Source organism: Spirabiliibacterium pneumoniae, assembly GCF_014884995.1.
Lineage (GTDB): Bacteria > Pseudomonadota > Gammaproteobacteria > Enterobacterales > Pasteurellaceae > Spirabiliibacterium > Spirabiliibacterium pneumoniae.
Map to the genome: position 1 here is coordinate 71,734 of NZ_JABMII010000010.1, position 13,277 is coordinate 85,010.

The 13,277-nt window shown below is 47.6% G+C and carries 12 protein-coding genes and 3 tRNA genes; 13 read left to right on the forward strand and 2 right to left on the reverse strand.

Annotated elements, in window-relative coordinates:
* Positions 1-12: 12 nt before the first annotated feature.
* Both HPC38_RS07945 and hemL read right to left on the reverse strand, forming a co-directional pair.
* Positions 13-456 (reverse strand): hypothetical protein, encoded by a 444-nt coding sequence (locus tag HPC38_RS07945; protein ID WP_208120757.1) that lies wholly within the window; start codon positions 454-456, stop codon positions 13-15.
* 139 nt (positions 457-595) lie between these two features.
* On the reverse strand, positions 596-1,894 hold the full coding sequence (gene hemL, locus HPC38_RS07950; protein ID WP_208120758.1) for a glutamate-1-semialdehyde 2,1-aminomutase: 1,299 nt from the start codon (positions 1,892-1,894) through the stop codon (positions 596-598).
* A gap of 160 nt (positions 1,895-2,054) precedes the next feature.
* Here hemL and wecA point away from each other — a divergent pair, with 160 nt between their 5' ends.
* From wecA to HPC38_RS08015, 13 genes are all read left to right on the forward strand, one after another.
* Positions 2,055-3,140: a UDP-N-acetylglucosamine--undecaprenyl-phosphate N-acetylglucosaminephosphotransferase gene (gene wecA, locus HPC38_RS07955; protein ID WP_208120759.1), complete on the forward strand. Its 1,086-nt coding sequence runs from the start codon at positions 2,055-2,057 to the stop codon at positions 3,138-3,140.
* A gap of 3 nt (positions 3,141-3,143) precedes the next feature.
* Positions 3,144-4,076 (forward strand): Wzz/FepE/Etk N-terminal domain-containing protein, encoded by a 933-nt coding sequence (locus HPC38_RS07960; protein WP_208120760.1) that lies wholly within the window; start codon positions 3,144-3,146, stop codon positions 4,074-4,076.
* A gap of 1 nt (position 4,077) precedes the next feature.
* Entirely contained in the window at positions 4,078-5,217 is a 1,140-nt protein-coding gene (wecB, locus tag HPC38_RS07965) for a non-hydrolyzing UDP-N-acetylglucosamine 2-epimerase (RefSeq protein ID WP_208120771.1), read from the forward strand.
* A gap of 3 nt (positions 5,218-5,220) precedes the next feature.
* On the forward strand, positions 5,221-6,492 hold the full coding sequence (wecC, locus tag HPC38_RS07970) for a UDP-N-acetyl-D-mannosamine dehydrogenase (RefSeq protein WP_208120761.1): 1,272 nt from the start codon (positions 5,221-5,223) through the stop codon (positions 6,490-6,492).
* A complete protein-coding gene (gene rffC / locus HPC38_RS07975) occupies positions 6,492-7,208 on the forward strand; it encodes a dTDP-4-amino-4,6-dideoxy-D-galactose acyltransferase (RefSeq protein WP_235977697.1) in 717 nt (238 codons plus the stop codon). Before wecC ends, rffC begins: the two co-directional genes overlap by 1 nt.
* Positions 7,195-8,328, forward strand: coding sequence for a dTDP-4-amino-4,6-dideoxygalactose transaminase (rffA, locus tag HPC38_RS07980; RefSeq protein ID WP_208120762.1), 1,134 nt, complete (start codon positions 7,195-7,197; stop codon positions 8,326-8,328). The genes rffC and rffA overlap by 14 nt, the downstream gene beginning before the upstream one ends.
* Positions 8,329-8,331: 3 nt before the next feature.
* A complete protein-coding gene (gene wzxE / locus HPC38_RS07985) occupies positions 8,332-9,606 on the forward strand; it encodes a lipid III flippase WzxE (RefSeq protein WP_208120763.1) in 1,275 nt (424 codons plus the stop codon).
* Complete coding sequence (locus HPC38_RS07990) at positions 9,606-10,685, forward strand: TDP-N-acetylfucosamine:lipid II N-acetylfucosaminyltransferase (protein WP_235977698.1); 1,080 nt, start codon at positions 9,606-9,608, stop codon at positions 10,683-10,685. The genes wzxE and HPC38_RS07990 overlap by 1 nt, the downstream gene beginning before the upstream one ends.
* Positions 10,679-12,037, forward strand: coding sequence for an ECA oligosaccharide polymerase (wzyE, locus tag HPC38_RS07995; protein WP_208120765.1), 1,359 nt, complete (start codon positions 10,679-10,681; stop codon positions 12,035-12,037). Before HPC38_RS07990 ends, wzyE begins: the two co-directional genes overlap by 7 nt.
* A gap of 1 nt (position 12,038) precedes the next feature.
* Positions 12,039-12,764 (forward strand): lipopolysaccharide N-acetylmannosaminouronosyltransferase, encoded by a 726-nt coding sequence (gene wecG / locus HPC38_RS08000; protein WP_208120766.1) that lies wholly within the window; start codon positions 12,039-12,041, stop codon positions 12,762-12,764.
* Positions 12,765-12,908: 144 nt separating this feature from the next.
* Positions 12,909-12,985, forward strand: a tRNA-Arg gene (locus HPC38_RS08005).
* Between the two features lie 43 nt (positions 12,986-13,028).
* Positions 13,029-13,104, forward strand: a tRNA-His gene (locus HPC38_RS08010).
* A 2-nt stretch (positions 13,105-13,106) separates the two neighbouring features.
* Positions 13,107-13,183, forward strand: a tRNA-Pro gene (locus HPC38_RS08015).
* Positions 13,184-13,277: the final 94 nt, after the last annotated feature.

The window sequence follows — 13,277 nt, forward strand, 5'->3', positions numbered from 1 at the left end:
GTTTGTGTGGGGTTAGAGCATGGTAGCGAGAGATTCCCACTCTTTGTCTTCCAGCACATATTCTGTTTCATCCCCATATGGGAAAAAATTACGGTTGCCAGCAAAGAAAGTGGCGTCGTAATACGCTTTGAACTCTAATGCAGCGGTGAGTGTCAGCAAGCGACCATCAATGCCTTCCGCACCTGCGCAAGTGTATGCGTCAATCATTTCTTGCGGTTGATTGACTGGTGTTGTATCAGGCAGCAGTTGGAAACTTTTCAGTGCTTCGACCACAGGGCCAAAATACACGCCATATTTCAAATAGGCGGTGGGTTCGCTGTTGAGGTACTCCAGCACTTGGTTTGGCAATTCACGATCGTAGTCTTGATCTTTGTTTTTTTGCTCAAACGCTTCTTTGGCTTGGGTGTATTTTTCCACTAATTCGTCAACATTATATTGGTAGTTTTTAAATTCCATATTTTCTCCTTATCTACAATGTGATGAAATTGTTACAAAAATGCTTAACCCCTATCTTGCCAAATTTTTGTGCAAAATGCCAATTTTGGCTGGGGGAATGCTTAAAATTCCCCCAGTTTGTTGGCTAACGTATTGATTTTTATAAAGTGCGGTTATGGGCAAGGTCAGCAAAAATGGCATCGGCTGCGCGCAAAGTGGTAGCAATATCGTCTTCACTGTGTGCTAGCGACATAAAGCCCGCTTCGAAGGCTGACGGCGCGAAATAGACGCCGTGCTCAAGCATTTTGTGGAAAAATTGCGCAAAGCGTTCACTGTCGCACGCCATTACGTCCTGATAACTTTCAACCGCACTTTGGTCAGTAAAAAAGATCCCAAACATTGCGCCGACATGGTTAGTCACTAATCCAATGCCGTGTTTTTGGGCTAAATCTTCAAGCCCTTGGCAAAGTGCGGTGGTAAGTTCGCTCAGTTTGCGGTGATTGCCGTCTTTGGCCAATTCAGTTAAGCACGCCAGCCCCGCCGCCATGGCGATTGGGTTGCCTGACAAAGTGCCCGCTTGATACACAGGCCCAGTTGGTGCGATGTGTTGCATAATCGCTTTTTTGCCGCCAAAGGCACCCACTGGCATGCCGCCGCCAATAATTTTGCCCAAGCAGGTTAAATCAGGGGTTACGCCATAGTGCGCTTGCGCGCCGCCAAGTGCCACCCGAAAGCCTGTCATCACTTCATCAATAATCAATAATGCACCGTATTGATCACATAAATCACGCAATCCTTGCAAAAAGTGCGGTTTAGGTGGCACGCAGTTCATGTTGCCGGCTACAGGCTCAACGATAATGCAGGCAATGTCTTGCGGGAATTGCTTGAACGCGTTTTCAACGGAGGCCAAATCGTTGTATTGGCACACCAACGTATGCTTTGTGAAATCCGCCGGCACCCCAGGCGAGTTGGGTTGCCCGAGCGTTAATGCGCCAGAGCCAGCTTTAACCAAAAGCGAATCGGCGTGGCCATGGTAGCAGCCTTCAAATTTGATGATTTTATCACGCCCCGTGTAGCCACGCGCGAGCCGAATGGCCGACATGGTTGCTTCTGTGCCTGAGCTGACCATGCGAACCATTTCAATTGAGGGCATTAATTCTCGCACACGTTCAGCGAGGGTGATTTCGAGTGCGGTCGGTGCGCCGAAACTTAAGCCGTGTTTTGTTGTCTCAATCACAGCATCACGAATGGCGGGGTGATTGTGCCCGAGAATCATCGGCCCCCAAGAGCCAACGTAGTCAATATAACGTTGACCGTCGCTATCATAAATATAAGCGCCGTTGGCTTTTTCGATAAATAGTGGCGTACCGCCTACGCCTTTAAAGGCGCGAACAGGGGAGTTAACACCGCCTGGAATGACATTTTGTGCTTGTTCAAACAGTTGTTGAGAATGGTTCATTATCTTTCCTTGTAGTTTTGGATTGCACTTATTGTAATAGAAAGCGCTTTTTTTTCACAGGGAGAATAAAAAAGTTTATCAACTGCGGATTATGATGTGGTATTCTGTCAAAATTATCGACGCAAACGCAAGGCGCAGGAAAACGTAGTAAGGCAAAAGTATGTGGCTTTCATTGTTGTTGCCATTTTTGGTTTCATTTCTGGCATTAATTCTCATTCGTCCGCTGGCTCGCGCGGTGGGACTAGTGGATAAACCTAATTATCGTAAGCGTCACCAAGGGGCGGTGCCGTTGATTGGTGGTATTGCGTTGTTTTTGGGCAACTTGTGTTTTTATCTCCTGCAATGGCATGAGATGAGCTTTCCGCAGCTGTATCTTTTCTGTGTGTCGGTGCTGCTGGTCGTTGGAGTTTTGGATGACCGTTTTGATATTAGCCCGTTTATTCGTGCGGCCATTCAAATTGGTTTGGCGTGTATGATGATCTATTATGCCGATCTTTCTCTTGATTCGTTAGGTCAAATTATCGGCCCGTTTAAATTGCAGCTCGGGATGTTTTCTTCAGTGGTCACGGTGATGATTATCATGGGCGTGATTAATGCGTTTAATATGATTGACGGCATCGATGGGTTGCTCAGTGGGCTGTCGAGTGTTACTTTTGGCGCTATTGCTATTTTGATGTTGTTGGATAATCAAATCAACCTTGCGCTGTGGTGCATTGCCTTGATTTTGGTAATGTTGCCGTATGCACTGTTTAATCTCAATGCCTTTGGTGTGAAAAATAAAGTGTTTATGGGTGATTCGGGCAGCACATTAATTGGCTTTACCATCATTTGGATTTTGCTGCTCAGCACGCAAGGCTCAGGTCATCCGATCAATCCTGTGACCGCACTTTGGGTGATCGCCATTCCGCTTATTGATATGGTAGCGGTGATTGTGCGCCGCCTGCGTCAAGGTAAAAGCCCATTTCGCCCCGATCGCTTGCATATTCATCACTTGATGATGCGCGCAGGCCTAAGCTCACGCCAAGCGCTGTTGTTGATCACTTTGATGGCAGCACTGTTTGCAGGCTTTGGTATTTTAGGCGAAATTTATTATATTGATGAGTGGATTATGTTTCCGCTATTCATCATTGTCTTTTTTGTTTATTACTATTCCATCACGCGTGCATGGCGCGTTTCAAGGCTTATCAAACGTATGCGTCGGCGAGCCTCACGCGCCAAAAACCGTGTTAAACTCACAAAAGGATAATCTATGTCACACCCCGCGTTACCTCCAAGCGAAGCGCCAATCCAACGTGTTGAGCAGCTTGATCTGCTGGCCTTTGGTGGCATCTTGTGGCGCAAAATCTGGCTGATTGCTATTCTTGTGCTGGCCGCTTGCGCCATTGCATTTGCACTGTGCCAATTTGTTGTCAAACCACAGTGGCGCGCAGAGGCTTATATTCAAGCGCCGAAAGAACAAGATTTAGGCAATTATTATGCCCTGTCGCAGATGTATGATTTGATCGCAAGCCGCGATCAGTTTAAACCTGAGCAAGAAGCTGCACCGCAGGAAGGGCAAAGTGCGGTAGGCGGACTGAATGGGCGCGTGTTCAACGCATTTTTGCAAAATTTGCGTGCTTATGATGTGTTGCGCGCATTTTGGGAAAATTCAAATTATTACAAACAGTTGCAAACAGGCGAGAGCAGCCATGACCAAGCGTTGCTGGAGTCATTGATTGAGAAAGTGGTCTATCAGGCGGGCAACCCAGCCAAAGGGCTTGATGATCGCATTTCTCTCACCTTAAGTAATCCGAAACAGGCTACGGAATTGCTCACAGCGTTGCTGCGCTTTGTCAACGAGCAAACTCATCAACAAGAATATGCTACCTTGATCGCCAAATGGAAAAATTTATTTGAACAGGTGAAATTGGCTTCTGCCAACAAATTGGGGCAAACTCAGCAGGGGGATATTGTGCCAGCGAGTGTATGGGAGAGCAAATTGGCGATGATGCGTTCTGTCAGCCCATTGGATAACCAATTCCAAGCTTTTCATTATTTGAAAACGCCTGTGCAGCCACTTGCCCCCCATTCACCGAATACCGCACTTTGGGTGTTACTCAGCGGCTTTGCCGCCTTTATTTTAGGCTGTGCGCTGGTGATTATGCTCTCACTGCGGGATTTAAAACGAAAAGCGAATGCGTAATATGAAAAAAATAAAAGTCTTAACGGTTTTTGGCACGCGCCCAGAGGCCATTAAAATGGCGATCTTGGCGCAAAAACTCGCGCAAGATAGCCAAATTGAATCGAAAGTCTGTGTGACAGGCCAGCACCGTGAAATGCTCGATCAAGTGCTTGATCTATTTGAGCTCAAGCCTGATTTTGATCTCAATATCATGAAATCAGGTCAAGATCTCACCGACATCAGCGTGCGCATTTTGCAATCCTTGCGTGACGTGCTCGCTCAGTTCCAACCGCACTTGGTGTTGGTGCACGGCGATACCACCACCACCTTTGCAGCCGCACTGGCGTGTTATTACCAGCGCATTGCTGTGGGGCATGTGGAGGCAGGGCTGAGAACCTGTGATATTTATTCCCCATGGCCTGAAGAAGGCAATCGCTGCCTAACAGGTGCGCTGGCGCGCTTTCATTTTGCGCCAACTCAAACGGCACAACAAAATTTATTGGCGGAAAATAAGCCCGAAAGTAATGTAATTGTAACGGGCAATACGGTGATCGACGCCTTACTGTGGGTGAAAAACAAACTTGAACAAACCGACACACTCAATACCGAGCTAGGTGAGCGCTATCCGTTTTTAGACCCAGCTAAAAAGCTGATTTTGATCACTGGCCATCGCCGTGAAAATTTTGGCGAAGGGTTTGAGCGCATTTGCAAAAGCATTAAAATACTTGCCGAGCACCATCGTGATGTGCAAATTCTCTATCCGATGCACCTCAACCCGAACGTGCGCGAGCCAGTCAATCGCCACCTCAAGGGTATTAATAACGTATTTTTGATCGAGCCGCAAGATTACCTGCCGTTTGTCTATTTAATGAACCGCGCGTATTTGATTTTAACCGACTCAGGTGGCATTCAAGAAGAGGCGCCATCATTGGGCAAACCTGTGCTGGTGATGCGTGATACCACTGAGCGGCCAGAAGCCGTGGCGGCGGGCACAGTCAAATTGGTCGGCACGGATGAAGGGCGCATTGTCGGCGAAGTGGAAAAATTATTAATAGATAACGCGTACTACCAATCCATGGCGTACGCAAACAATCCTTATGGTGATGGCAATGCCTGTGATCGCATTGTCAGCGCAATTAAACACTGGTTAAACGAAGATTAAACTATGAACACATTTAATACTATTTCAGTTATTGGGCTGGGCTACATTGGCCTGCCAACCGCCACCGCGTTTGCCTCCAGCGGCAAAAAAGTGCTCGGTGTGGATGTTAACCAACACGCAGTTGATACCATCAATCAGGGAAAAATTCATATTGTTGAGCCTGATTTGGATGTGGCAGTAAAAAGTGCGGTTGAAAAAGGCCTGCTGCAAGCAAGCCTTGAGACCAAACCCGCCGATGCGTTTTTGATCGCGGTGCCAACGCCATTTAAAGCCGAGCATGAACCCGATTTAAGTTATGTGGAAGCGGCGGCAAAAGCCATTGCCCCCGTGCTGAAAAAAGGCAACCTCGTGGTGTTGGAATCCACTTCACCGGTGGGCGCGACAGAAGCGGTGGAGCAGTGGTTGTGTCAAGCGCGTCCAGATTTGAGCTTTCCAACGCAAGCGGGTGACGAGGCTGATATTAAACTGGCGTATTGTCCAGAACGTGTGCTGCCAGGCAAAATCATGCAAGAGTTATTTTCAAACGATCGCGTTATCGGCGGGCTTTCTCCTGCCTGTGCCAAAGCGGCGGCGGAGCTTTATCGCTTGTTTGTGAAAGGCGAGTGCATTGAAACCACCGCGCGCACAGCCGAAATGTGTAAGCTCACCGAAAATAGCTTTCGTGATGTCAACATCGCGTTTGCCAATGAATTATCGCTGGTGTGCGATCACTTAGGGATCAGCGTGTGGGAGCTTATCCGCTTGGCAAACCGTCACCCACGCGTGAACATTTTGCAACCTGGCGCAGGCGTCGGTGGGCATTGCATTGCCGTTGACCCATGGTTTATTGTGGCACAAGCTCCTGAACAAGCTCGTTTAATTCGCACAGCCCGTGAAGTGAATGACTACAAACCGCATTGGGTGATTGAACAGGTGAAAAAAGCGCTGGCTGAGGTGGTTAGTGCGCGTGATTGTAAAGCCTCAGAGGTGCGCATTGCCTGCCTAGGTTTGGCGTTTAAGCCAGACATTGACGACCTGCGCGAAAGCCCAGCGGTGGAAATTACACGCGACTTGTCCGCGTGGCATAAAGGTCAGATTTTGGTGGTGGAGCCGAACATTAGAAAATTGCCTGCAAAGTTGAACCAAAGCAATATCCAGCTGGTCAGCCTTGAGCAGGCACGCGAGCAGGCGGATATTTTAGTGCTGTTGGTTGATCATAGCCAATTTAAAGCCATTGACGGCGCTGATATTGCGCAGCAATGGGTGATCGACACGCGCGGCATTTGGCGTCAATAATGATGTTGAGTTACCAGCTTGTGCGCAATTATTGGGAAAGTAACTTTTTCCAACGTGAGATTGCGCGGCTGAATTTTACCGAAAGAGCACTCAGCCAACCGCACTTTGCTGATTTTGACTTGATTCAGTGCAAACTGGCGCTTTCAGAACATGAAAAAAAAGCGCTTTTAACCGTACTTGGATTTGAGCAAGTTGAAGGGGAAACAGACTATTGCTGGCAGCTTGAGCCATCAAGTTCAACCGCACTTTGTTTTGGGCGAGAGCAAGATATTGATGCGTTGCAGCAGCTCGTTGTGGGGGCATTTGCCGACAGCCGTTTTCGCTCGCCGTGGTTTAGTGCGGAGGAAAACGCGCGCTTTTATCAATGTTGGATAGAAAAAGCCGTGCAAGGCACATTTGATGATGCCTGCCTGCTGTTAAAAGAGGGGGCGCAGATCAAAGGGGCGATTAGCTTGCGTCAACTCGATTGTGAAAATGCGCGTGTTGGGCTATTGGTGGTGAATCCACACTACCGTGGGCAAGGGATCGCGCAGCAGTTACTTTCTCAGGCGCATAGTTGGTGCGCACAAAAAGGCTTGACACAGTTATGGATAGCAACCCAGCAAAGCAATGTGGCGGCCAACCGCTTATATCAAAAAATCGGTGCGCGCATCGCAGGAGAGGCTGCTTGGTTTTATAAACAGATGAATAAGGACAAACACCATGATCGTATTTAATAAGCCACCCGTGGTGGGCACAGAAATCGGCTGCTTAAACGAAGCATTGAGCACTGGCAAGCTCAGTGGTGATGGCCCATTTACTAAAAAATGTGAAGCGTGGATAGAACATCATTTTAACACCCCTAAAGCATTGTTGACGCCGTCGTGTACCGCCTCGCTTGAAATGGCAGCACTGCTCATCGACACCCAACCAGGTGACGAGATCATTATGCCAAGCTACACGTTTGTATCCACCGCGAATGCGTTTGTGTTGCGTGGTGCAACGATTGTGTTTGTGGACGTGCGCGCAGATACCATGAACATCGACGAGCGCAAAATTGAAGCGGCGATCACGGATAAAACCAAAGCCATTGTGCCAGTGCATTATGCGGGTGTGGGCTGTGATATGAAAGCGATTATGGCGATCGCCGAAAAGCATAATTTATGGGTGATTGAAGATGCTGCGCAAGGCGTGATGTCGCGCTATCAAGGCAAGGCGCTGGGCACGATCGGGCATATTGGCTGTTATAGTTTCCATGAAACGAAAAACTACACCGCTGGTGGGGAAGGCGGTGCGACATTGATTAATGATAAAAAGTTAATTGAGCGAGCTGAAATTATCCGTGAAAAGGGTACTAATCGCAGTCAATTCTTCCGCGGGCAAGTGGATAAATACACTTGGCGTGATATGGGGTCAAGTTTCTTGCTTTCCGATTTACAAGCCGCCTACCTTTATGCGCAGCTGGAAGCCGCACAGGGCATTAATCAGCGCCGTTTGGCGATTTGGGCGCGTTATTATGACGCCTTTAGCCGTTTCCAAGGGCGTGTTGATTTGCCGCATATTCCGTTGGATTGTGAGCACAACGCCCATATGTTCTATCTCAAATTACGCGATCTTGATGACCGCACTTTGCTGATCGACAGCCTCAAAGCGAACGACATTATGGCCGTCTTTCATTATGTTCCGCTGCATTCTAGCCCCGCTGGAAAAAGTTTTGGCTTTTTTGCAGGGCAAGATGAGGTCACCACGCAAGACAGCGAACGCTTAGTACGCTTGCCGCTGTTTTATAATATGACCGATGCGGAAGTGGACAAAGTGATCACAGCTGTCTCGCATTATTTGAGTGAACATCCCTAAACCATGAAATCGCTCGCGAACAGCACACTTTGGACAGGCTCATCGACGCTGATCAAAATTGGCGTTGGTTTGCTGGTGGTGAAATTATTGGCGATTTATTATGGGCCGAAAGGTGTTGGGCTGGCGGCAAACTATATGACGTTGCTCACGGTGCTTGGCGTTTTCGCAGGGGCAGGTATTTTCAACGGCGTGACCAAATATGTGTCACAATTTGAGCACGATGAACACAACAGCCAGTCTATTTTAGGCAGTGCATCATTTATCATTTTGTGCTTTTCGCTGCTGTTAGGCGTAGTGATGCTGTCGTTTGCAAAACCCATTGCACAATTTTTATTCACTCAATCAGGCTATCATCACATTATTCAAATCGTGGCATTGTGTCAGCTTGGCATTGCGCTGAGTAACTATTTTCTTGCGATTTTGCGTGGCTACCGTGATGCTAAATATAATGCCATTAGCACCATCGTCGGCGCACTGTTAGGCGTATTGGCATTTTTGACGGGGCTATATTTATTTGATTATCAAGGCGCGCTAATTGGCTTGGCGTTGGTGCCTGGATTGGCTTTTATTCCAGCCTTGCTGGCATTAAAGCGTTATGACAAGCAAAGCGAACCGCACTTTAAACTGCATTATCTCAAACCGCACTTTAATCGTGCGCAAAGCAAAAAATTGCTCACGTTTTCTGTGATGGTGTTTGTCACCGCCATCACCATTCCGGTTGCCTATATTTTAATGCGAAATTGGCTTAATGATCGTTATGGGCTGGAGGCTGTTGGGCTTTGGCAAGGGGTGAGCAAAATTTCCGATGCCTATTTGCAATTTGTCACGGCGGCATTTTCAGTTTATTTACTGCCGACTTTTGCTAAATTAAGCGAAAGAGCGCACATTAAGCAGGAAATTGGCCGTGCACTGAAATTTGTATTCCCTGTGACACTGGTCATCAGTGTGGTGATTTATTTGCTACGTGATGTGATTATTCGGATTTTGTTTTCCAAACAGTTCTCTGCGATGGATGAACTCTTTTTCTGGCAGCTGTGTGGCGACATATTCAAAGTCTCAAGCTATATTTTTGGTTATTTGATCGTCGCAAAAGCCGCTCTTAGGCTCTATATTTTGGCGGAAGTCACGCAATTTGTGCTGCTGCTGGGCAGCGCGTATGTTTTGATCCCACTGCACGGCGCACAGGGTGCAACACAATCGTATATGCTAACCTATATTCTCTATTTTTTACTGTGCCTATTAGGCTTTTGGATCTATCAACGAAAAGGGCGAGCGTGATGAAAATTTACCATGTTCTTGGCTCACATATTGAGCACCACAATAAAACGGTGCTGGATTTTTTAAGCAATACATTAATGAATGCGGTGAATCCCACTTTGTGCCAGCGCGTTCTGATGGTTGGCCGAGTGGGCGAGTATCCTGCCCTTGAGATTACGCATTTTGCGAGCAAAAAAGCCATCGCCGCCGAGTTGCGAGCGCGAGCAAAACGCGAAAAAGACGCTTTTTTCTTGCTGCATGGGCAGTTTAATCCTTTCATCTGGCTGGATATTGCCTTCAACCGCCTGCCTGTCGAGCGTTTAGGCTGGCACATTTGGGGCGGGGATCTTTATGAGGCCTCTCATGCTTGGCAATTTCGCCTGTTTTACCCGTTGCGTCGATTTGCCCAGCGTAAATTGCGCTATGTGTATGCCACGCAGGGGGATTTACATGTTTTCACCAGCATTAATGCCCATGCTCAGTGTCAAACGCTCTATTTCCCAACCAAAATGAGTGATGCGCTGCCAGAAAACACCCAGCACCTCGACGGCGAGCCACTGACCATTTTGCTCGGTAACTCAGGGGATCCTACAAACCGTCACCTTGAAGCCTTAGCGGCGATCCAAAGTGCGGTCGGGAACACTACGCGTGTGATTATCCCGATGGGGTATCCAGAAAACAATCAGGCTTATATCGAACAGGTTCGCGCGCGCGCTAGAGTGTTGTTTGGGGAGAATGTGGTAACCATTTTGAAAGAAAAGCTCGCTTTTGCGGATTACCTAAACTTGTTGCAGCGCTGCGATGTGGGCTATTTTAATTTTGAACGCCAACAAGGGATCGGCACAATTTGCTTGCTGATTGCGATGAATATTCCGTTGGTATTGCATCCGAGTAATCCATTTTGCCTTGATATGCAAGCGCAAGGTGTACCGTTTTTAACACCTGAACAGCTTAATCGTGAGGCGATAAAACAGGTTAAAGTGCGGTTGCAGCAACTGGATAAACATCACATTGCCTTTTTCCCGCCAAATTATGTACAAGGTTGGCAAACGCTGCTTGAACGCCTTGCGTGTGCGCAAGAAAGGGGGGCGAGATGTTGAATCTAGGGTCGCTTTTTGCCTTGCTCGCGCTTTATCTTATCAGCGTAAGCACCATCGGTTTTTTAACCTATCGTCACTATCTCAAAGTGCGGTTTAATTTTTATTTGCTGTTTAGTGTGATTTATTTGATCACCTTTTTTCTCGGTTTGCCGTTTTCATTAGCACTGGCCTATAACTTTGACTTTCAATTATTAGAGATTGACATTTTGCTGGCCGCCCAATTTGCTGCGTTAGCCTTTTATCTCATGTTTTATGTGGCATATAGTGTGCGGTTAACGCCTTATAAAACCGCACTTTTAGCACCAAATGTGCCAAGTGCGCCAAGTGCGCGAGATGAAAGTGCCAGCATTGCTCTCATCACTGGTATCCTGCTTTTACTCGTCGGGCTGGGCACAGTGGCGCTCTTTTTTGCGCAAAATGGCTTCTTGTTATTTAAGCTGAGCAAATACAGCCAAATTTTTTCCCAACAAGTCAGCGGCGTGGCGTTAAAGCGCTTTTTCTATTTTTGTTTGCCTGCGCTTTTAGTTTTCTATTTTTTAACGCCGAGTAAAAAGCAGTGGTTTTTCTTTCTGCTGTTCGGGGTCAGTTTTGGGATTTTAACTTATATCCTTGTCGGCGGCACGCGCGCGAATATGGCGCTGGCGGTCGCATTGTTTTTCTTTATCGGAATTAGCCAGCGTTATCTTTCCATCAGCAGCCTGCTGCTTGCAGGCGTGATCGCAATCGGTGCGATGTTTGCGCTGGCGCTGGCGCGTTATGGCTTGAACGTACAAGGCGCAGAGGCCGTTTACACCTTTTTGTATCTCACGCGCGACACTTTCTCCCCGTGGGAGAATTTCGCCACCATTCTTTCCCACCACAACCACATTGAATGGCAGGGCTTGGCGCCTATCGCGCGCGATTTTTATGTGTTTATCCCGAAAACTTGGTGGGAAGCACGCCCTGATCTCATCGTCAACAGCGCCAATTATTTTACGTGGGAGATTTTACATTATCACGCAGGGCTTGCTATTTCACCCACCTTGCTCGGCTCGCTATACATCATGGGCGGAGTGCCATTTTTGTGTTTAGGCGCGCTACTGTGTGGTTGGCTTGTTAAAGGGCTAGATGCGCTTTATCGTGCGGGCAAAAATAGCCCAAATCGCAGCCGCCGCGCTATTTTGCAAGCATATTGTTTTGGTAACTGTTTTAATTTAATCGTTCTGGTGCGTGAGGGGTTAGATGCCTTTGTGTCGCGCTTTTTATTTTACAGTTTGGTGTTTTTTATTGCGGTGGTTATTGGGGCTCTCATCACCGCACTTTTGCGCAATCTGCACTGCACGCGCGAAAAGGTCGTCATGACAAGAGGATAATATGGAAAAAGTTACGATTCGTGGTATTGAACTGCTGGCAGTAAATGATCAATCAACTTTCGTCGAGTTTCTGATCAAGGATCAACTCGTTCAGCAGGGTAAACTTATCGCCATTAATGCGGAAAAAGTGATCACGGCGGAGCGCGATCCTGAAGTGATGGCGCTTTTGCAGCAAGCGGAGTTTAAATATGCGGACGGCGTGAGCATCGTCAAATCCATCCATAAAAAATACCCGCAATACCGCACTTTGCAACGTGTGCCAGGCTGTGATCTTTGGCAGGCACTTATGGCGCGCGCAGGCGAGCTGCAAACGCCCGTGTTTTTAGTCGGCGGCAAGCCTGAGGTATTGGCGCAAACCCAGCAAAAGCTGACCTCACTTTGGAATGTCAATATTGTGGGTAGCCAAGATGGCTATTTCACGACAGAAGATCAAAGTGCGGTTATCGAACGCATCAAAACCAGCGGTGCAAAATTTGTCACAGTAGCTATGGGGTCACCGAAGCAAGAACGGTTTATGCAGGCTTGCCAAGCGCAATACCCAACCGCACTTTATATGGGCGTGGGGGGAACCTATGATGTGTTCACAGGGCACGTGAAACGCGCGCCAGCACTGTGGCAAAAAGCCAATTTAGAGTGGTTGTACCGCTTGCTCAGCCAGCCAACACGCTGGCGGCGACAAGTGAACTTGCTGAAATACGCCTACTATTATTTTATGAACAAGTTGTAATCGAATTTCGTATTATAAACGTGCAGACTCGGGGATAAAAGCCCTTATTTGCATAATTTATCAGCAAGTGAAAAAAAAATAAAAAAAAGCACTAGACAAGTGCATGAGAAAACCGTAATATGCGCTCCGCAACGACGCAATAGTGCGCTCGTAGCTCAGTTGGATAGAGCGTTGGCCTCCGGAGCCAAAGGTCTCAGGTTCGAATCCTGTCGAGCGCGCCAGCGTTCGCGTGGTTTAGCTAATGCTTTATCAAACAAAACAATGGTGGCTATAGCTCAGTTGGTAGAGCCCTGGATTGTGATTCCAGTTGTCGTGGGTTCAAGTCCCATTAGCCACCCCATTCGGCGAGTAGCGCAGCTTGGTAGCGCAACTGGTTTGGGACCAGTGGGTCGTAGGTTCAAATCCTATCTCGCCGACCATTTCTCTTTTGAGAAACGTTCTTTAACAAAATATCAGACAATCTGTGTGGGCACTTGTGGCTTTGTTTTTTTAGAATAAAGTCTTAATGAGTGC